The sequence below is a fragment of the Mesorhizobium sp. 10J20-29 genome (assembly GCF_054130485.1).
The window spans coordinates 4,311,870-4,331,809 of the sequence record NZ_CP199156.1; the positions used below are offsets into that span (position 1 = coordinate 4,311,870).

Annotated in this window: 18 protein-coding genes; 8 read left to right on the top strand and 10 right to left on the bottom strand. The window is 65.4% G+C overall.

Features of this window, described 5'->3' with window-relative positions; translation table 11 throughout:
* Positions 1-9: 9 nt before the first annotated feature.
* Positions 10-2,358, bottom strand: a complete 2,349-nt coding sequence (locus ACT2BZ_RS20635; RefSeq protein WP_457937366.1) for a xanthine dehydrogenase family protein molybdopterin-binding subunit — start codon at positions 2,356-2,358, stop codon at positions 10-12.
* A gap of 108 nt (positions 2,359-2,466) precedes the next feature.
* Positions 2,467-2,952: a (2Fe-2S)-binding protein gene (locus ACT2BZ_RS20640; protein WP_457937368.1), complete on the bottom strand. Its 486-nt coding sequence runs from the start codon at positions 2,950-2,952 to the stop codon at positions 2,467-2,469.
* Positions 2,953-3,235: 283 nt separating this feature from the next.
* On the opposite strand from ACT2BZ_RS20640, the gene ACT2BZ_RS20645 reads away from it, so the two are divergent.
* A complete protein-coding gene (locus ACT2BZ_RS20645; RefSeq protein WP_457941395.1) occupies positions 3,236-4,372 on the top strand; it encodes an FIST N-terminal domain-containing protein in 1,137 nt (378 codons plus the stop codon).
* Positions 4,373-4,374: 2 nt separating this feature from the next.
* Positions 4,375-5,709 carry an ATP-binding response regulator gene (locus ACT2BZ_RS20650; RefSeq protein ID WP_457937370.1) on the top strand — a complete coding sequence of 445 codons (1,335 nt, stop codon included), beginning with the start codon at positions 4,375-4,377 and terminating at the stop codon, positions 5,707-5,709.
* Positions 5,710-5,715: 6 nt separating this feature from the next.
* Here the strand turns inward: ACT2BZ_RS20650 and ACT2BZ_RS20655 are convergent, their stop codons facing one another.
* Positions 5,716-6,393 carry a response regulator gene (locus ACT2BZ_RS20655; protein ID WP_457937372.1) on the bottom strand — a complete coding sequence of 226 codons (678 nt, stop codon included), beginning with the start codon at positions 6,391-6,393 and terminating at the stop codon, positions 5,716-5,718.
* A gap of 236 nt (positions 6,394-6,629) precedes the next feature.
* Between ACT2BZ_RS20655 and ACT2BZ_RS20660 the strand changes: the two genes are divergently transcribed.
* Complete coding sequence (locus ACT2BZ_RS20660; protein WP_457937374.1) at positions 6,630-7,670, top strand: zinc-dependent alcohol dehydrogenase family protein; 1,041 nt, start codon at positions 6,630-6,632, stop codon at positions 7,668-7,670.
* A gap of 25 nt (positions 7,671-7,695) precedes the next feature.
* Here ACT2BZ_RS20660 and ACT2BZ_RS20665 read toward each other — a convergent pair whose 3' ends face one another.
* Together ACT2BZ_RS20665 and ACT2BZ_RS20670 are read right to left on the bottom strand one after the other, a co-directional pair.
* Complete coding sequence (locus ACT2BZ_RS20665; RefSeq protein WP_457937376.1) at positions 7,696-8,178, bottom strand: MaoC family dehydratase; 483 nt, start codon at positions 8,176-8,178, stop codon at positions 7,696-7,698.
* 33 nt (positions 8,179-8,211) lie between these two features.
* A complete protein-coding gene (locus tag ACT2BZ_RS20670; RefSeq protein WP_457937378.1) occupies positions 8,212-8,643 on the bottom strand; it encodes a phasin family protein in 432 nt (143 codons plus the stop codon).
* 227 nt (positions 8,644-8,870) lie between these two features.
* Between ACT2BZ_RS20670 and rirA the strand changes: the two genes are divergently transcribed.
* Together rirA and ACT2BZ_RS20680 are read left to right on the top strand one after the other, a co-directional pair.
* Complete coding sequence (gene rirA, locus ACT2BZ_RS20675) at positions 8,871-9,335, top strand: iron-responsive transcriptional regulator RirA (RefSeq protein WP_457937380.1); 465 nt, start codon at positions 8,871-8,873, stop codon at positions 9,333-9,335.
* A gap of 77 nt (positions 9,336-9,412) precedes the next feature.
* Positions 9,413-9,727, top strand: coding sequence for an antibiotic biosynthesis monooxygenase family protein (locus ACT2BZ_RS20680; protein WP_457937381.1), 315 nt, complete (start codon positions 9,413-9,415; stop codon positions 9,725-9,727).
* 34 nt (positions 9,728-9,761) lie between these two features.
* Here the strand turns inward: ACT2BZ_RS20680 and putA are convergent, their stop codons facing one another.
* Complete coding sequence (putA, locus tag ACT2BZ_RS20685; RefSeq protein ID WP_457937383.1) at positions 9,762-13,373, bottom strand: bifunctional proline dehydrogenase/L-glutamate gamma-semialdehyde dehydrogenase PutA; 3,612 nt, start codon at positions 13,371-13,373, stop codon at positions 9,762-9,764.
* 143 nt (positions 13,374-13,516) lie between these two features.
* On the opposite strand from putA, the gene ACT2BZ_RS20690 reads away from it, so the two are divergent.
* The gene (locus ACT2BZ_RS20690; RefSeq protein WP_457937384.1) at positions 13,517-13,969 is read left to right on the top strand and encodes an Lrp/AsnC ligand binding domain-containing protein; all 453 of its coding nucleotides are present in this window, start codon (positions 13,517-13,519) and stop codon (positions 13,967-13,969) included.
* Here ACT2BZ_RS20690 and ACT2BZ_RS20695 read toward each other — a convergent pair whose 3' ends face one another.
* Both ACT2BZ_RS20695 and ACT2BZ_RS20700 read right to left on the bottom strand, forming a co-directional pair.
* The gene (locus tag ACT2BZ_RS20695; RefSeq protein ID WP_457937385.1) at positions 13,970-15,178 is read right to left on the bottom strand and encodes a cytochrome-c peroxidase; all 1,209 of its coding nucleotides are present in this window, start codon (positions 15,176-15,178) and stop codon (positions 13,970-13,972) included.
* A gap of 6 nt (positions 15,179-15,184) precedes the next feature.
* Entirely contained in the window at positions 15,185-15,622 is a 438-nt protein-coding gene (locus ACT2BZ_RS20700; protein ID WP_457937386.1) for a FixH family protein, read from the bottom strand.
* Between the two features lie 125 nt (positions 15,623-15,747).
* On the opposite strand from ACT2BZ_RS20700, the gene ACT2BZ_RS20705 reads away from it, so the two are divergent.
* Complete coding sequence (locus ACT2BZ_RS20705) at positions 15,748-16,686, top strand: sugar kinase (RefSeq protein ID WP_457937388.1); 939 nt, start codon at positions 15,748-15,750, stop codon at positions 16,684-16,686.
* A 63-nt stretch (positions 16,687-16,749) separates the two neighbouring features.
* Positions 16,750-17,235: a GFA family protein gene (locus ACT2BZ_RS20710; protein ID WP_457937389.1), complete on the top strand. Its 486-nt coding sequence runs from the start codon at positions 16,750-16,752 to the stop codon at positions 17,233-17,235.
* 7 nt (positions 17,236-17,242) lie between these two features.
* On the opposite strand, the gene ACT2BZ_RS20715 is transcribed toward ACT2BZ_RS20710, so the two are convergent.
* Both ACT2BZ_RS20715 and ACT2BZ_RS20720 read right to left on the bottom strand, forming a co-directional pair.
* Positions 17,243-18,265, bottom strand: a complete 1,023-nt coding sequence (locus ACT2BZ_RS20715) for an aldose epimerase family protein (protein WP_457937391.1) — start codon at positions 18,263-18,265, stop codon at positions 17,243-17,245.
* A gap of 59 nt (positions 18,266-18,324) precedes the next feature.
* On the bottom strand, positions 18,325-19,782 hold the full coding sequence (locus ACT2BZ_RS20720) for an NAD-dependent succinate-semialdehyde dehydrogenase (protein WP_457937392.1): 1,458 nt from the start codon (positions 19,780-19,782) through the stop codon (positions 18,325-18,327).
* Between the last annotated feature and the right edge of the window lie 158 nt (positions 19,783-19,940).

A 19,940-nucleotide genomic window follows, 5' to 3' on the forward strand; every position in this document is an offset into this window, starting at 1 on the left:
GTCTCTCCCTTAGTGCTTGGCTGCACGCGCGGCCGCCCAGACTTTCTGGGGCGTTGCCGGCATGGTCAGGTTTTCGTGGCCGAGCGCGTCGGTGATCGCATTGATCACCGCCGGCGGCGAGCCGATGGCGCCGGCCTCGCCGCAGCCCTTGATGCCCAGCGGGTTGCTCGGGCACGGGGTGTTCGAGGTCGACAGCTGGAACGATGGCAGGTCCGAGGCGCGCGGCATGGTGTAGTCCATGTAGCTCGCTGTCAGCAGCTGGCCCGACGCGTCGTAGAAGGCGCCTTCCAGCAGCGCCTGTCCGACGCCCTGAGCGATGCCGCCATGCACCTGGCCCTCCACGATCATCGGATTGATGATGTTGCCGAAATCGTCGGCCGCGACGAACTGCACGATCTCCGTCATGCCCGTATCAGGATCGACCTCGACCTCGCAGATGTAGCAGCCCGCCGGGAAGGTGAAGTTCGACGGATCGTAGAAGGCCGTTTCCTTGAGGCCCGGCTCCATGCCGCCCGGCAGGTTGTGAGCGGTGTAGGCGGCGAGCGCCATCTGGAACCACGGCACGTTCTTGTCGGTGCCCGCAACCTTCAGCGTGCCGTTCTCGATGACGATGTCACCCTCGTCGGCTTCGAGCAGGTGTGCGGCGATCTTCTTGGCCTTGGCCTCGACCTTGTCGAGCGCCTTGACGATGGCCGACATGCCGACCGCGCCCGAGCGCGAGCCGTAGGTACCCATGCCCATCTGCACCTTGTCGGTGTCGCCGTGAACGATCGACACGGAGTCGAGCGGCACGCCGAAGCGTTCGTTGACGAGCTGGGCGAAGGTCGTCTCGTGGCCCTGGCCGTGGCTGTGCGAGCCGGTCAGCACCTCGATGGTACCGACCGCGTTGACGCGGACCTCGGCCGATTCCCAGAGCCCGACGCCGGCGCCGAGCGAACCCACCGCCGCCGACGGCGCGATGCCGCAGGCCTCGATGTAGCAGGACATTCCGATGCCGCGCAGCTTGCCGGCCTTGGCGGCCTGCGCCTTGCGCTGCGGGAAGCCGGCATAGTCAGCAGCCAGCATCGCCGCGTCGAGCGAGGCGGCGTAGTCGCCGGCGTCGTAGCACATGATGACCGGCGTCTGGTGCGGGAACTGGGTGACGAAGTTCTTGCGGCGCAGTTCCGCCGGCGAGAGGCCAAACTGCCGCGCCGCGATCTCCATCATGCGCTCCATGACGAAGGTGGCTTCCGGCCGCCCTGCCCCGCGATAGGCATCGACGGGCGCGGTGTTGGTGTAGATCGCCTTCACGTTGGCGTGGATGGCCGGGATGTTGTACTGGCCCGACAACAGCGTCGCGTAGAGATAGGTCGGCGTCGCCGACGAGAACAGCGACATGTAGGCGCCGAGATTGGCCTTGGTCTCGACCTTAAGGCCGAGGATGTTGTGGTCCTTGTCGAAGGCCATTTCGGCATGCGTGTGGTGGTCGCGGCCATGCGCGTCGGTGAGGAAGCTCTCGGTACGGTCGGCGACCCATTTCACCGGCACGCCGGTCTTCTTGGAGGCCCACAGGCAGACGATCTCTTCCGGGTAGATGTAGATCTTCGAGCCGAAGCCGCCGCCGACGTCGGGCGCGATGACGCGCAGCTTGTTTTCCGGCGCGACATTGTAGAAGGCGCTCATCACCAGGCGGGCGACATGCGGGTTCTGCGACGTCGTCCAGCAGGTGTAGTGGTCCTCGGCCTTGTCGTAGTGGCCGAGAGCCGCGCGCGGCTCCATGGCGTTTGGCACAAGCCGGTTGTTGACGATGTCGAGCTTGACGACATGCGCAGCATTCTTGAAGGCGGCGGACGTCTCGTCGGCATTGCCGATGTCCCAGTCGAAGATCAGGTTGTTTTCGGCCTCGGGGTGGATCTGCGGTGCGCCCGCGTCCATCGACTTGGAGGCATCCGTGACCGCAGGCAGCTCCTTGTAGCTGATCTCGACCTTTTCGGCGGCGTCGCGCGCCTGGCCCTTGGTGTCGGCCACCACGATCACCACCGCGTCGCCGACATAGCGGACCCTGTCGACCGCGAGCGGCGACCAGGCGCCCATCTTCATCGGCGTGCCATCCTTGGAATGGATCATCCAGCCGCAGATCAGGTTGCCGATGCCGTCGGCCTTGAGTTCCCTGCCGGTCAGCACCCCGTGCACGCCGGGCATGGCCTGAGCCGCCTTGACGTCGATGCCGGCGATCTCGGCATGAGCGTGCGGGCTGCGCACGAATGCGGCATGCTTCATGCCTGGCACGATCATGTCATCGACATAGCGCCCGGCGCCGGTGATGAATCGCTTGTCTTCCTTGCGCGCAACGCGTGCGCCTACGCCTTCGATACCCATCAGAATTTCCTCCCGGAACGATTGGTGAATGGTGAACGGATCAAAGCGTCGATGGCGTCGCGGTGGGCATCCGGCCCGGCCCGTTCAGCCTCGACGATTCACCATCACCTATGCCGCCTTCGACTTGCCCGACATGGCCTGCGAAGCCGCGAGGATCGCCTTGACGATGTTGTGGTAGCCGGTGCAGCGGCAGATATTGCCCTCCAGCTCGTCGCGCACCGTGGCCTCGTCGAGGCCTTCCGGATGACGCGCGATCATGTCGGTCGCTGCCATGATCATGCCGGGCGTGCAGAAGCCGCACTGGAGGCCGTGATTCTCCTTGAAGGCGGCCTGGACCGGGTGGAGGTCGGCACCTTCGGCCAGCCCCTCGATGGTTGTTACCGTCGAGCCGGAGGCCTGCGCCGCCAGCATCGTACAGGACTTCACCGCCTTGCCGTCGACATGCACCACGCAAGCGCCGCACTGGGACGTATCGCAGCCGACATGGGTTCCCGTCAGCCCGAGATTTTCTCTCAGGAAATGGACCAGCAGCGTGCGGTCCTCTACGGCAGCGCTGACGCGCTTGCCATTCACAACCAACGAAACGTCGGACATTTTCCCTCCCTAGGTCATCCGCCTTGGTACAATTGACACCGGTTCCGTTGACGGTCCGGCAGGTCCGAAAGCCTTCAGACCAGGCACTCTTTCGCCAGTCTCCAGCTACGGTTCGGTCAGAATGCAGGCCCACCCCGAAAGCGTATATTGTACTTTCGGTCACGGGCCGCAGCCCAGCCATATTGCATTGGCTCCGCCTTCCGGACAAGTATGCAACAGCGCGGGGGGGCGCTATCGGAGGAGCAAGCAGCTGGGTTGCACACGTACGAGCTATGCCAGCGGCCTGACGGTGCTGACCACCGACACGGCCGACGCCGAAGGCTTTGCACGCTCGGTCGCAACCGAGGCGGAGGCCATCGACGCCGGCTTTGCGCTGCTGTTCTTTTCGCAGGCGCTGTTTGACGCCGACGATCTTGCCGTGGCCTGGGCGACGCATGTCGCCGGCCTGTCCTACGCCGGCTGCTCGACGGCGGGCGAGATCACGCCGGGCGGACTAGAAGAGGGCCATGCCGTGGCGATCCTTTTCCCCGCGGCCGCCTTTTCGGCCGTCAGCACCATGGTTCGTGGCATCAGTTCGCCCGGCATGGAGGCGATCGCCGCCGAGGTCGAACACCTCAAGCTCAAGCTCTACAGCCAGACCGACCGTTCCGGCGGCAGCCAGGTCTTCGCGCTGTCCTTCATCGACGGGCTTTCCTATTCGGAGGAATCGGTCACCTCGGCCATTCACTGGAGCCTCGACGACATCCCGTTGCTCGGCGGCTCGGCTGGCGACGACCTCAAGTTCGAGACAACCACGCTGATCTGCGACGGCGAAGTCGCCTCCGACTGCGCCGTTGTCGTACTGATCTCGACCGCCATCCCCTTCCACGTCTTCAAGACCGAGAATTTCGTACCGACCGGCGACAAGCTGGTCGTTACCGCGTCGGACCCTGACCGGCGCATCGTCCACGAGTTCAACGCCGGGCCGGCGGCGGAAGTCTATGCATCGGCGGTCGGCGTGGCGCCCGACAACCTGACGCCGCTGAGCTTCGCCTCGCACCCGGTGGTGATGCGTGTCGGCGGCGAGTATTATTGCCGCTCGATCCAGAGGATGCACCCCGACGGTTCCCTGTCGTTTTTCTGCGCAATCGATGACGGGCTCGTCCTGTCCATCGCGCAGCCGACGGGCATGGTGGAATCGACGCGCGAGGCTCTGGCAAGCGTCAACGACCGCCTGGGCGGCATCGACATGATCCTCGGCTTCGACTGCGTCCTGCGCCGCCTGGACGCGCGCAACCGCCAGGTCTCGCGCGACATTTCGGAGCTCTACCGCGAAAACAATGTCATCGGCTTCGGCACCTATGGCGAGCAATACCGCTCGATGCACCTGAACCAGACTTTCACCGGCATCGCCTTTGGCCTTCGGCAGGCCGCGGAATAGCCATGCCTGTCCGCGACATCGACGACATCGACAAGCTGAAGAAGATCAACGCCGCGCTGATTTCGCGCGTCGAGCGGTCGATGGACCAGCAGGGCAACGCGTTTTCGCTGTTCCAGACGGCGATCGGGCTGGAAAACCGCGTGCGCAGCCGCACCGAGGAACTGCGCGCGACGCTGCGCAATCTCGAACAGTCCAACCTGGCTCTCGGCGCCGCCAAGGAAACGGCCGAGCTCGCCAACCTGTCCAAGACGCGCTTTCTCGCAGCCGCCAGCCACGACGTTCTGCAACCGCTGAATGCCGCGCATCTCTCCGTCTCCGCCCTTGCCGAGATCCAGACCTCCGAGGAGGGCCGCACGCTGGTGCGCCAGGTCGAACGCTCTCTGGAGACGATGGAAGACCTGCTGCGCACTCTGCTCGACATCTCCAAGCTCGATGCCGGCGTGGTACAGCCGGAGGTTTCCGACGTCTCCCTGGAGCGGCTCTTCTCGTCGCTGAAGTCGGATTTCGAGCCGCTGGCGCGCCAGAAGGGGCTGAAGCTCGGCTTCCGCGCCACCGACGCCGTGGTTCGCTCCGACCGCATCCTGCTGCGCCGCATCCTGCAAAACATCCTGTCGAACGCGCTGCGCTACACGCGCTCGGGCGGCGTGCTGGTGGCGGCGCGGCGACGCACTGGCAAGATCCGGGTCGACATCGTCGACACCGGCAGCGGCATACCCGAGGACCAGCGCGAGGCCGTTTTCGAGGAATTCAACCGTGGCGCTGGCGATGCGGCCCTGGCAGGCGGCGGGCTGGGGCTCGGCCTTGCCATCGTGCGCCGCATGGCCGGTGCGCTTGCCCATCCGGTCTCCTTCTCGTCGCGCGTCGGGCGCGGCACGGTCTTCCATGTCGAGATGCCGCTGTCAGCCGGGGTCCCGAGCGACTTGGCCGGTCTGCGCAGCGGGCTGGAGCGCCCGCGCGGCTACGGCCTGTTCGGCACCAAGGTGCTGCTGGTCGAGAACGATCCGGCTGTCCGCGACGGCATGACCGCCCTGCTCGGCCGCTGGCAGTGCGCAGCGCGGGCCGCCGCCACGACCGCCGAGGCCATCGCGCTGCTGCAGGACGGCTCGTGGCGTCCCGACATCGTGATTGCCGACCAGCACCTCGACCATGGCGACCTCGGCAGCGTCACCATTGGCGCCATACGCGACCGGCTGGGCACCAACGTGCCAGGCCTGATCATCACCGCAGATGCTTCCGACGCGCTGGCCGGCATCGTCAAGGCCAGCGGCATCGAGATGATGCGCAAGCCGGTCAAGCCCGCTCAACTCCGGGCGCTGATGGCCCATCTTCTGGCCTGAAGCCCGCTAAAGCCCCGCCTGCTCGCGAAAGAGTTCGGCGTTGTCGAGCTTCGAGACCTCGATGACCGCCTGTGTCCGGCTGTAGACGTTGAGCTTGCGCAGGATTTCCGAGACATGCGCCTTCACCGTCGTCTCGCCGACCTGCAACTCGTAGGCGATCTGCTTGTTCAACAACCCTTGGCGCAGCATGTGCAGCACACGCAATTGCTGCGGCGTCAGAGTCGACAGGCGGCGTACCATCTCGGCGCGGTCGGCGCTGTCGTCGTCGGCCGGCAGCCCCGCGTAGTTTTCCGGCACGTGGACGGCGCCTTCCATGACCGAGCGGATAGCCGCCGCTAGGTCGCTCTTGCGTACCGATTTCGAAATGAAGCCGGCTGCACCGTAGGAGAGCGCTTCCGAGATGATGCGTGGGTCGTCGTGACCGGAAACGACCACGACCGGCAGCCGCGGATAGCGCGTGCGCAATTCCAGCAGCCCCTCGAATCCTTGGACACCGGGCATGGTGAGGTCGAGCAGCGCCAGGTCAAAGCTCTTTGCGCCCGACAGCACATCGAGCGCCTCGCCGATCGATTTCGCCTCGATCGTATCGACGTCGGGATAGGCCATGCGCACCGCACTGTGCAGCGCCTCACGAAACAGCGGATGGTCGTCGATGATGAGAAACCGGGCGACGTCATTGGTCATGCGGCGAGCCCTCCCCTGCTCCCTGTGCGATTGTCACGATAGACGCAGCGCAGCCTATAGCTCATTGGCAAATAGTACATTGTCGTTTGGCTGGAAGCATCCCGCAGCTTGACCTTCGGGCAAGCAGAAGTCGCTGCGGCCGCTTGCACGATCCCGCGCCGGCATGCTCCATTCGCGGCCCTGATTTGCAATGCGGCCTTCGGCGACGCCCGACCACAGCTGCCCGGAGAGACACCATGAAAGCCGTCGTTTTCGAAGCCTTTGGCGAGGCGCCGACCATCCAGGACGTTGCCGACCCGACGCCAACCCGCGACGGCGTAGTGGTCAAAGTGGAGGCGACCGGGCTCTGTCGCAGCGACTGGCACGGCTGGATGGGTCACGATCCCGACATCCGCCTTCCGCACGTGCCGGGCCACGAACTGGCCGGCACAGTTGCGGCAGTCGGCAGCGGCGTGACGCGCTGGAAGGAAGGCGACCGCGTCACTGTGCCCTTTGTCGGCGGCTGCGGGCGTTGCTTCGAATGCGCCTCAGGAAACCACCAGGTCTGCGAGAACCAGTTCCAGCCCGGCTTCTCGGCCTGGGGTTCGTTTGCCGAGTATGTCGCCATTGATTTTGCCGACACCAACCTCGTCTCCTTGCCCGAAGAGATGGACTTTGCCACCGCTGCCAGCCTTGGCTGCCGATTCGTCACCTCGTTTCGCGCCGTCGTCGACCAGGGCCGGGTCACGCCCGGCGAATGGGTTGCGGTGCATGGCTGCGGCGGCGTTGGCCTGTCGGCGATCATGATCGCCAGTTCGATGGGCGCGAATGTCGTCGCCATCGACCTGACCGACGAGAAACTGGACTTCGCCAGGAAGGTCGGCGCGGTCGCCACCGTCAATGCTGCCGAGACCGGGAATGTCGTGCGCGCGGTGAAACAGATCACCAATGGCGGCGCCCACATGTCGATCGACGCGCTCGGCCACCCGGCGACCTGTTTCAATTCGATCTCGAACCTCAGGCGGCGCGGTCGCCACGTGCAGGTCGGCCTGATGCTCGGCGAGCACGCAAAGCCGCAGATCCCGATGGCCAAGGTCATCGCCTTCGAACTCGAGATCCGCGGCAGCCACGGCATGCAGGCATTCCGCTACCAGTCGATGATGGAAATGATCCGCACCGGCAAGCTGGCCCCCCAGATGCTGGTCGGCAAGCGGATCAGCCTTGCCGAGGCGCCACAGGCGCTGATGGCGATGGACCGCTTCGAAGGCACCGGCATCGGCGTGGTGACGTCGTTCTAGACCGCTTCCGCGACTAGTCCAGCTTCTAGGCCTGCCGCTTCTTGCGCCGCTCGTAGAACATGACGAGCGCCTCGGCAGTCAGCGCCGGCCGTTCGTCACCCTCGATCTCGATCGTGTTGTTGGTCTTGACCAGGTACTGGCCGGGCCCCTTGTCTTCCATCGACACGAGCGCCGAGCGCATGCGCACCCGCGAGCCGACACGGACGGGCGCGACGAAACGGACCCTGTCGAGGCCGTAGTTGAAAGCCGCCTGGGTGTTTTCGGGCAGCAGGCCGATCTCCATCGCAAAGGCTGTGATCAGGGAGAGCGTCAGATAGCCATGCGCGATAGGCGCCCGGAACGGGCTTTGCCGCTTCGTCCGCTCGACATCGACATGAATCCACTGGCGGTCGCCGGTGCATTCAGCGAACTGGTCGATCATGCCCTGATCGACCGTCAGCCAGCCGGAAACGCCGACTTCCTGGCCAACCATCTGCCGCATGCCTTCGAATGTCAGTCCCGGCGTCATGTACTAAACCCTGTGTGGTGGTGTGACCGAACGCTATTTGCGCTTCTCGTAGCCCTGCCGGATTTCTTCCATCGATTCGCGGATGCGGGCACGCAGGATTTCGATCGAGTCGGCGCTCGATTTCTTGACCAGTTCGGACATCTCGCCGGCATTCTTGACCGCCGCCTCGAAGGACCTCTTCGCGAAATCGGCCTGCTTGGCCATCATCTCCTGCGGATTGCCCGGCGCGCGGAAGCTGTGTGCCATCTCGGTGACTTCCTGCATCGTCTTCTGCAGCATTTCGCGCTGCCGGTTCATCACCGCCGACGCGCCCGAGGCGGAAGCCTTTGCCGACTTCTCCAGCGCCTCGAGATTCTTGCGGTGGTGACTGAGAATGGCCTCGATGTCGACCTCGGGCATCTTCAGGTCGTGCCCGAGCTTGCTGAACATGTCGCGGATCGATTCGGATTCGGATTTCTTGGCCATGCTGAATTCCTTCTGGCCCCGCCGGGGGCACCCCAGAATAGAAGTTTGACCGTTTGCGTCAATTCGGCGTTGCGCCGCCGCTGGGGAATCCGTGGCTTGCGTGGAGGTGTGACAGGCCATCGTAGAGAAACTAAGTGGACGGCCAACATCATGTTTTCTGGCGTCCTGCCTGGAATTGTTCTAGACTGCTCGCTACATGCTTCGATGAACGCTTCCAAGGACCTCCCATGCGGCTGACGCGCCAGACCAACTACGCGATGCGTATCCTGATGTATTGCGCCGCCAATGACGGCAGGCTCAGCCGTATCCCCGAGATCGCAAGCGCCTATTCGGTCTCGGAACTCTTCCTGTTCAAGATCCTGCAGCCGCTCGTCGAGGCCGGCCTCGTGGAAACGGTGCGCGGCCGCAATGGCGGCGTGAAGCTCGGCCGGCCGGCAAGCGACATCAACCTGTTCGATGTCGTGCGCGTAACCGAGGAAAGCTTCGCCATGGCCGAGTGCTTCGAAAACGACGCCGCAGAATGCCCGCTGATCGATTCCTGCTCGCTCAATGCGGCATTGCGCGAGGCGCTCAATGCCTTCTTCGCCGTGCTCGAGCGTCACACCATCGCCGAACTGGTGGCCGGCAAGACCGATATGCGCGGCCTGCTCGGCATCGACCTGCTGCCACAGCGCGCCGCACTCGCCAACTGACGCCGACCGCACCGGGCACCGAGCGCTCCCATCGCCGGACCACGCGGCCGACAATTCAAGAAAAACAGAGACTTGCCATGTATATCGCCATGAATCGCTTCAAGGTGCAGACCGGTTCCGAGGAGACCTTCGAGGACATCTGGAAAAACCGTGATTCGAAGCTTGGCGAGATGCAGGGCTTCAAGCAGTTCCATTTGCTGCGCGGCCCGGTCAACGAGGCCGAGGGCTACACGCTCTACGCCTCGCACACGATCTGGGCGTCTTACGAGGATTTTGTCGCCTGGACGAAATCCGAGAACTTCCGCGCCGCGCACAGGAATGCCGGCTCGACCAAGGCCGCCTATATCGGCCCGCCGGCCTTCGAAGGCTTTTCGGTCGTCGAAGGCGCCTGACCCGTCAGGTGCCGACGCTCTCTCTGACCTGCGCCTAACCTGCACCGGCCAGCAGGCTGGCATTGCCGCCGGCTGCCGTGGTGTCGACGCAGACCGCCCGCTCATGCGCATAGGCAGCCGGATTGAGCACTTCCGTCACCAGCGGGACGATTGGCCCGCTGCGCTCGGCCAGCATGGCCCTGAGTTTCCGCGCGACGACGGGCGGCCCCGAATAGGCGACGGCATCGATGGCAAGCGAGCGCGACTCTACCGGATCGGGCGTGCCGTCGAGAGCGGCGATCGGCATGCCCTTGCCGAGCAGCGGCTGCAGCGCCACCGGTGCGCCGGGCGCGACGGCCAGCACGCAATTGCCCGCCGCCAATGCCTGCACTGCCTGCGCCAACAGCGTTTCGCCGTCGGGCCCGAGGCAGAGCACGCAGCCGCGCGCAAACAGCGTCAACGTATTGGCCTCGCCGGTCGGCCCGGGCAGGTCGACAGGGCCAAAGTCGATGCCGGCGGCAGCCGCGATCGCCACGGCGCCCTTGCCGCGCAGGTGCTTTCTCAACAGGGCGATGCGGTCGCCGCGCGTCGACCAACCCGGTGCCGTCTCGGGCAGATTGTCGGCGAGGTCGGTGGCGGTCACCTTGGCTCCGGCAGCCGGTTCCGAGCCGGCCTCGGCCGACTTGCGGAAACGGCGCAAATAGTGCGGCCCTCCGGCCTTGGGACCGGTGCCTGACAGGCCCTCGCCGCCAAAGGGCTGCGAGCCGACCACGGCGCCGATCTGGTTGCGGTTGACATAGATGTTGCCGGCATGGACGCCGTCGACAATATGCTGGACACGCGCCTCGATGCGCGTGTGCAGGCCGAAGGTCAGGCCGTAGCCCCTGCGGTTTATGGCAGAGATGACGCGGTCGATGTCGTCGGCCTCGAAGGTCGCAACATGCAGGACCGGCCCGAATATTTCGCGCTCCATCTCCTCGATACCGGAGACGCGCAGGATATGCGGCGCGATGAAGCGCCCGTCGGCAGGCGCCTCCAGCTTGGCGATGAGGCGTCCCTTGGCCTCCATCGCTGCGCAATAGTCGCCGATTCCCTGCCGGGCGTCCTCGTCGATCACCGGGCCGACGTCCGTCGAGAGCAGCCAGGGATTGCCGAGGCTGAGCGACTGCATGGCTCCTTCGAGCATCGCCATCATCTTCTTCTCGACGTCCTTCTGGACATAGAGAATACGCAGCGCCGAACAGCGCTGGCCGGCGCTCTGGAAGGCCGAGGCGAGGATGTCGCGCACGGCCTGCTCAGGCAGCGCGGTCGAATCCACGATCATCGCGTTGAGGCCGCCCGTTTCGGCAAGCAGCATGGCGTTAGGCGCGGCTGTCCTTGCGAGCTGACGCTCGATCGCCTTGGCGACCTCCGTCGAGCCGGTAAAGCAGACGCCTGCGATGCGCGGATCGGCCGTCAGCGGCGCCCCGACCGATGGACCATCTCCCGGCAGCAGCTTGAGCACGTCGAGCGGCACGCCCGCCTCGTGCAACAGCGCGACGGCGCGCGCGGCAATCAGCGGCGTCTGCTCGGCCGGCTTGGCCACAACCGCGTTGCCGGTAACCAGTGCGGCAGCCACCTGGCCGGTGAAGATCGCCAGCGGAAAGTTCCAGGGCGAGATGCAGACGATGGCGCCGCGCGCCTCGGTGCCCGCCTCCGCCTGAGCGGCCTCGGCGGCGTAGTAGCGCAGGAAATCCACGGCCTCGCGCACTTCCGCCACGCCGTCGGCCAGCGTCTTGCCGGCCTCGCGGGTGGCAAGCGCGAAGAATTCGACGGCGTGGGCCTCGTAGAGATCGGCGGCCTTGCGCAGGATGGCAGCGCGCTCGGCGACCGGCCGCCCCGCCCAGTCCGGCTGCGCGGCAACAGCGATTGCAACCGCTTCCCGCGCCTGTTCGGCACTGGCTTCCGCAACTGTGCCGACAATGTCGTCCGGCCGGGCCGGATTGACGACGTTACGTCGTGCCCCGTCGCCAGCGGCGGGGCTCATCGGAACCGCCGTCCAGCGCTCCGGTCCGGCAAAACCCGCCCTCTCCCGCTCTATCGCGTCGAGCGTGACCCGGTCAGTGATGTCGAATCCCTTGGAGTTGCGGCGGCCTGCGCCGAAGATTTCAGCCGGCCTCGGAATCGCCGGGTTGGCAGCCTGGCCCTGCTTCTCGGCAGCCTCGAACGGATCGCGCGCGATCTCCTCGGGCGGCACGTCCTTGTCGGTCAGCTGGTGCACGAAGGACGAGTTGGCACCGTTCTCGAGCAGGCGCCGGACGAGGTAGGCGAGCAGGTCCTCATGCGCGCCGACCGGCGCATAGATGCGGCAGCGCGTGCCCTCCGCCTTGCGCACCGCCTCGTGCAGCGACTCGCCCATGCCGTGCAGGCGCTGGAACTCGAAACTCTCGCGGTCGGGCGCCATGGCGAGGATGGCGGCCACCGTGTGAGCGTTGTGGGTGGCGAATTGCGGGTAGATGCGGTCGGTCATCGCCAGCAGCTTGCGGGCACAGGCGATGTAGGAAATGTCAGTGTTGGTCTTGCGCGTGAAGACCGGGTAGCCGTCGAGGCCGAGCGTCTGCGCACGCTTGATCTCGGTGTCCCAATAGGCGCCCTTGACCAGCCGCACCATGATCTGCCGGTCGTGCCGTTTGGCCAGCGTGTAGAGCCAGTCGATGACATGCGGCGCGCGGGGCCCGTAAGCCTGCACGACGACGCCGAAGCCGTTCCAGCCAGCGAGTTCAGGCTCGGCCAGCACGCGCTCGATCACGTCGAGCGAGAGGTCGAGCCTGTCGGCTTCCTCGGCGTCGATATTGAGCCCCATCTTGGCATGACGGGCATCGAGCGCCAGGTCGAACAGCCGAGACGCCATCAGCGGCAGCATGGCGTCCTTCTGCGCCACCTCGTAGCGCGGGTGCAGCGCCGATAGCTTGACCGAAATGCCGGGATTCTGGCGGATGTCGGGCCCGTTCGTGCCGGCATCGAGCGACGAGATGGCATCCTGGTAGGCAGCGAAATAGCGCTTGGCGTCGTTTTCGGTGCGCGCGGCCTCGCCCAGCATGTCGTAGGAATAGAGATAGCCCTTGGCCGTCATCGGCCGGCCGCGCTTCAGCGCCTGCTCGATGGTGCGGCCCTGCACGAACTGCTCGCCCATCTCGCGCATGGCCGCCGACACAGCGCGGCGGATGACCGGCTCGCCCAGACGGCGCACCATCGAGCGCAGCGTCCCCTCGATGCCCTGATCGCCGTCCTCCAGCACCTTGCCGGTCAGCATCAGCGCCCAGGTGGAGGCGTTGACGAAGATCGAGGAGGATTCGCCCGAATGCGCCGACCAGTCCTGCGGCGCGATCTTGTCGCGGATAAGCTCGTCGATCGTCTCGTTGTCGGGCACGCGCAGCAGCGCCTCGGCGAGACACATCAGGGCGACGCCCTCGCGCGTCGACAGGCCGTAGGCGGTTAGAAACACCTCCATCAGATGCGGATCGGACGAATTGCGCACCGTGCGCACCAGATCCGCCGCGCGGGCGGAGATTTTCTTGCGCTCGCCAGAATCGAGCGCCGCCATACTGACCAGCCGGCCGAGCGTCTCGGCCTCGTCGGGCAGGTAGTTGGCGCGGATGTCGGCTCTGAGGCTGGAAAGCGTCGGCATGATCAACCCTGTGGCATGGGAGAGGTCGGGACCTGCGGAGACTAGCACAAGACTGAGCGAGAACCCGTTCCGAAGTAGTCGACTTTCTGGTCCGATCGGTCCATAGATCGATCTGATTTTTGCCACTATGGACTGCATTTCGGATGACAACGGACCAATTGGACCGGATCGACCGTAACATCATCGCCGCGCTGGCGCGCGACGGCCGCCTGTCGATGGCAGAACTGGCCTCCACAGTCGGTCTGTCGAAAACGCCGGTGCAGGCACGCGTCAAGCGGCTCGAGAAGGACGGCATCATCCGCGGCTATTCTGCGGTGGTCGACCGCGAGAAGATGGGCGAAGGCCATGTCGCCTTCGTGCAGGTGACGCTGTCGGACACGCGCTCGGCAGCGCTCGACGCCTTCAACCGCGCCGTGCTGTCGGTCGGCGAGATCGAGCAGTGCCACATGATCGCTGCCAGCTTCGACTATCTGCTCAAGGTGCGCACCACCGACATTGCCGCCTACCGCCGGGTGCTCGGTGAGCGCATCTCCGCCCTGCCCCATGTCGCGCAGACGTCGACCTTCGTGGCGATGGAGACAGTGAAGGACCGCTAGTCATTCGGAAAGCGTGCCGAGAAAGGCGATGAGTTGCAGGCGCTCGCGTTCCGACAGGGTGATGGGGTGCAGCTCGGTTTCGCCGGAGGGCGCCGCGGGCGCCCTCGCATAGTGGTCGACGACCTCTTCCAGCGTCGCGAACTGGCCCGAATGCATGTAGGGCGGGCGCGTGGCAGCACCGCGCAGCGACGGCGTCTTGTAGGCGCGCAGGAGTTGCGGCCCCTCTGCCACCCGGAACCGCAGCTCGCCGCAGTCATCGGCGCCAGCGTCGCTGAAGGCACCCATGCAGTTGAACGGATCGGCGGCCGCCTGCAGGACGCCCGTCTGGCGCCCGAGATCCTCCGGCAGGCCGGGCACGACGGGAATGCCGGTGTTGTGGAAGCCGTCATCAGTGAATCGCGGCCCATTGTGGCAGGTCGCGCAGTCTCCCTTGCCGAGGAAGAGTTTCAGCCCGGCGATCTCGTCGGGCGTCAGCACGGCATCGCCCTCGGGCCGCTTGCGGGCAGAGATCGCGGCGGCAAAGCGGTCAAAGCGGGTCTCGACGGGCTCGATTGACCGCACAAAGGCACCGAGCGCCTTGCCGAGATTGGCGAAGACCCGGTCGATCTCCTGACGCTGGCGGGTGTCCATGGCCTCCCATGCCGCGACTTCATCGGGCGTGCCGCGGGGGCCGGCGCGCGCCGGCACGGCGGAAAGGTCGGGCAATGGGCCAAAAATGCGCGCGTAGCGGTCGGCAAAACTGTCGGCAACGACATGCGCGTATCCGGCGCGCGTGCCGGCATGCTCCACGGGGTCCTCGAGCGGCGTCAGCGCCTGAGCCCAGAGACTGTCGCGGCGGCCGTCCCAGAACTGCCACGGGCTCCAGGCAGCGCCGGCAAGCGGCATGGTGCGCCGGTTGGTGGTTCCGACCGCCTTGGCGCGCGGCAAGTCGTCCTGGAACTGGCGGTCGACGAGATGGCAGGTCGCGCAGGAAACGTCGCCGTCGCGGCTCATCCGCTGTTCGAAGAACAGCGTCGCGCCAAACGCCGCCGCGGCCGCGTCTTCCGCATAACGGTTCGAAGGATCGGCGGGCGCCGGCGGCAGGGCCGCCAGCGACAGAGAGGCAATGGTGGCCTTGTCGGCCTCGCTGAAGTCGTCGCCGCCACAGCCGGAAAGGCCTGCGGCGGCGATCAGGAGGAGGGCCGGCAATGACAGGCAGGACCGGCGCATGACTGGCTAGAGCACCATGTTGAAGGTGACGCCGTCGAGGGTCTCACCCGAGGTGATATCGAAGCTGAGTTCCCACCAGCCTGTCATGCTGAATTTCACTCCCTCCAGCCTATAGCGGCCCTCGCCGAGGTTTTCGGTCACCTGCGGGCTGGTCGGCAGGCCGTGATTATGATCGGGCATGCCGCCGGCGATCTCGAAGCCGGCATCCGCGACCGGAGCCCCGTCAGGCGTCTTTAACGTAACGATCCATGCATGGAGTTCGCCAAGCTTGATCTCGGGATTTTCCGGCTCGATCGAGACGACGAAACTGCCGTTCGCAGTGGTGCGTGTGCGCGACAGGTCGAGTTCCGGCTTGGGCTTCGAGCCCATGTCCGAAATGAAATGGGAGCCGACCGCAAGCAGCGCTGCAAGAGCAATCAAAACGAACAGTTTCGCCTTCACCATGTCCTCCGTGAACGATAGGCGCCCCCTACGTCATCCGACACTGGAAAACGAGAGACCTTTCGGGTCCGAGCATGGCGTCCGACGTCGCGAAAAGCTATAGCGGCGGAAAGACGCGGAGGGCCGGAATGTCGGACAAGGGAATAGCAGCGATCGGTGAGTGCATGCTCGAGCTCTCGGGCAGCGGCGGGGCGGACTGGCGCATGGGTTTTGCCGGCGACACGCTGAACACGCTGTGGGCACTGAAGGCGCTGGCCGGCAAGGACCGGCCGGCAAGCTACGTGTCAGCCTTTGGCGACGATCCTTTTTCGCGCGATCAGATCGCCTTTTTCGAGAAGAACGGCATCGGCATTGCCGCCAGCCCGCTGATCGCCGGCGCGCGGCCCGGCCTTTACGCCATCACGCTGGCCGGCGCCGAACGCTCCTTCACCTACTGGCGCAGCGACTCGGCCGCGCGCCGGTTGGCGTCGGACCCCGCGGCCCTGATGAAAAGCCTTGAAAACAAGTCCCTTGTCTACTTTTCCGGAATCACTTTGGCAATCCTGGAGCCGGCTGCGCGCAAGGTACTCATGCAGGCCATCGCCACCGCCAGAGCGGGTGGCGCGACGATCGCCTTCGACGCCAACTACCGGCCCCGGCTGTGGGCATCCGTCGAGGAAGCCCGCGCCGCCGTCAACGAGGCGCTGGCACTGTCCGACATCGCGCTACCGACCTTCCCGGACGAGGAAATGCTGTTTGGCGACGCCTCGCCGCAGGCGACGGCCAGACGTCTCGCCGCCACGGGCGTGGCGGAAATCATCGTCAAGAACGGCGAGCACGCGGCAATGCTGTGTTGCGGTGGCAAGGAAGAGGCCATCCCCGCCGAAACGGTCGCCACACCGGTCGACACGACGGGAGCCGGCGATTCCTTCAATGGCAGCTATCTCGCCGCGAGGCTGGTCGGACGCAAGCCTGACGAAGCGGTGCGAAGCGCACACCGCGTCGCGGCGGCCGTGGTTCAGGTGCGCGGCGCGCTGGCGCCCTACGAGGTGCTGAGGGCGGCGTTTGCCATCCCGCGCGCGGCCTGACGCCGCCGCTTTTTGCTTGGCATTCTGGCGGCGATATCGTTGCTTCAGGCGGGAGGACGAGCGATGATGAAGAACGAAGGCGGGTGCCTGTGCGGTCGCATCCGCTATGCAGCCCTCGCGGCACCGGGCCGGGTAACATTCTGCCATTGCCGGTTCTGCCAGAAGGCGACGGGCTCGGCCTATATGGTCGAGCCGATCTTCGGCAAGGAGGATCTCGTCGTGCTGTCGGGAGCGCCCAAGACCTTCGACCGGGTGTCAGAAGGATCCGGAAAGCTGGTTCACATCCACTTCTGCGGTGACTGCGGCACGAAGCTCTGGCTGAGCTTCGAGCGTTTTCCCGATGTGGTCGGCGTCTACGCAGGCACGTTCGACGACCCTTGCTGGTTTCCGATCGACCCTGCCTCGTCAAAGCATATCTTTCTCGACGCCGCACGCTCCGACGTTGTCATTCCCGCCGGTCTCCCGACCTTTGCCGAGCACGCCACGACGGCCGACGGCGTGGCGCAGGAAGCGACGGTCTTCGAGGAGCACCGGAAGATCGGGCCGTAGGACCGGCTCAATCCTGCGGGCTGCGGAAGCGGTACTCCGTCACCTGGCGATAGGTCTCGCCCGGCCGGAGAACGGCCTGCGGGAAATAAGGCCGGTTGGGTGAATCCGGCCAGACCTGCGGCTCGAGGCAAAAGCCGGCATGGGCGCCGTAGATGCGGCCGCCGAGGCCCGGGACCGTACGTGCGACGTTCTGGCCGGCATAGAACTGCAGGCCCGGCTCGGTGGTCCAGACTTCCATTTCGACGCCGCAAGAACCCTGCGCCCAGACCGCATGGCGCAGCGGTCCCCGCGACGCCGCAAGGCAGAAATTGTGGTCGTAGGGCAGTTGCGACCCGTCCTCGTCTTCGCGGACCGGCCGGGCAACGCGGAAATCGAAAGCGGTATTCTCGACGGGCATGACGACACCGGTGGGGATCAACTCGCCGTCGACCGGCAGGTAGGCGGAGGCTGCGATCATCATGCGGTGGTCGAGAATGTCGCCGCTGCCGCCGTCGTCGAGATTGAAATAGGAGTGATGCGCCAGGTTGCAGAGCGTCGGCTCATCGGTCGTAGCCGAAAGCTCGACGGACAGCGTGCCCGGCGCCCTGATCCGGTAGGTGCAGGTGACGTCCATGGCGCCCGGAAATCCCATCGAGCCGGCCGGATCGTGCAACGCAAGCGTGACGAAGTCACCGCCCGTATCGGCCACGGTCCAGACGGCGCCGAAGAAGCCGGCGTCGCCGCCATGCAGCGTGTGCTTGCCAAGGAAATTCTGCGGTCCTTGGTAGCGGTTGCCGTCGATCGTGAAGCGACCGCCTGCGATGCGATTGGCATAGCGCCCTGCAATGGCGCCGAAATAGGGGGAATGGAGCGGATAGTCCTCGAAACGGTCGAAGCCAAGCACCAGCGGCGCGTCATGGCCCGCAAGTCGGAGGTCCTGGACGGCGGCACCGAAGGTCATCACCCGGGCGGTGAGCCCGCCGGCGGAGATTTCGAAACACCGGACCTCTGATCCGTCATCCGTCGTTCCGAAGAACTCAACGCCTGCCATGCATGCTCCACCCTTCCTTAATGGTGGCCGGACGTTCGCCCGGCCACGCAATCTCAAATTCAGAGGCCGAGGCCGCCGATGCAGACATACTTGGTGTCGAGATAGTCCTCGATGCCTTGATGTCCGCCTTCGCGGCCAAGGCCCGACTCCTTGACGCCGCCGAAAGGCGCTTCGGGCGTGGTGATCAGGCCCTCGTTGACGCCCACCATGCCGTATTTCAAGCCTTCCATGACCCGGAAAGCGCGACCGAGATCGCCGGTATAGAAGTAGGAGGCAAGCCCGAACTCCGTATCGTTGGCGAGTCTGATCGCCTCTTCCTCGGTCTCGAATTTGAAGACAGGGGCAATGGGACCGAAGATTTCCTCCTTCATGAACATCATGTCGGGGCTGGCATTCGAAATCACCGTTGGTTCGAAGAAAGAGCCACCGAGCTTGTGGCGATGGCCGCCGGTAACGACCTTGCCGCCCTTGGCCTGCGCATCCGCAACAAATTCCTCGACCTTGGCGACGGCCTTCTCGTCGATCAGCGGCCCCTGCTGCGTGCCTTCCTCGAGGCCAGAACCGACCTTGAGATTGGCGCTCGCTGCGGCCAGCTTTTCGACGAACTTGTCGTAGATGCCTGCCTGCGCAAAGAAGCGGTTCGTGCAGACGCAGGTCTGGCCCGAATTGCGGTACTTCGCGGTGACAGCACCTTCGACTGCGCGGTCGATGTCGGCGTCGTCGAAGACCAGGAACGGCGCGTTGCCGCCGAGTTCCATCGAAACCTTCTTCACGGTCGCAGCGCATTTCTCCATCAGGATCTTGCCGACCTCGGTCGAGCCGGTGAAGGTCAGCTTGCGGACCAGCGGGTTCGCACAGATCTCGTCACCAATCTCGGCGGCCGAACCCGTGACGATATTGACCACGCCCTTCGGGAAGCCGGCATCCTCGGCCAGCGCGCCCCAAGCGAGGCCCGAATAGGGCGTCTGCGTCGCCGGCTTCACCACGGCCGTACAACCTGCGGCCAGCGCCGGCCCGAGCTTGCGGGCGAGCATCGACGACGGGAAGTTCCACGGTGTGATCGCGGCGATGACGCCGACCGGCTCCTTTGTAACAAGCACGCGGCGGTCGGCCCAGGGCGACGGCACCACGTCACCATAGGTGCGACGGCCCTCCTCGGCGAACCATAGGATATAGGCGGCCGAGGCGCCGACCTCGCCCTTGCCCTCGAACATCGACTTGCCCTGTTCGGTGGTGAGCAACTCGGCGAGTTCCTGCTGGTTGTCCATGATCGCGTCATGCAGGCGGCGCAGCAGTTTGTGGCGCTCGAGGACCGAGGTCTTTTTCCAGGAGTGGAACGCCGCCTCTGCGGCCTCGATCGCGCGGCGCGTCTCGGCACCACCGGATTTCGGCACGGTGCCGATCTTCTGGCCGGTGGCCGGATTGACGACGTCGATGGTGGCGCCGCTGTCGGCCTGCACCCATTCGCCGCCGATCAGATTGGCCTGGCGCATGAAATGGTTGGTTTTCTGGAGCATTATTCTGGCCTCCTGCACCGCCCTGTACGGACGTGTTGCTGTGATATTTCGATAATCTGGACGCGGCCCGCTAGTACGGCGTCGCACCGGACCGGCGCTGGTTGCGCCGTCATCCGTTGCCGCACGCTCATACCCCAGCGCGCGCCCGGCAATCAATC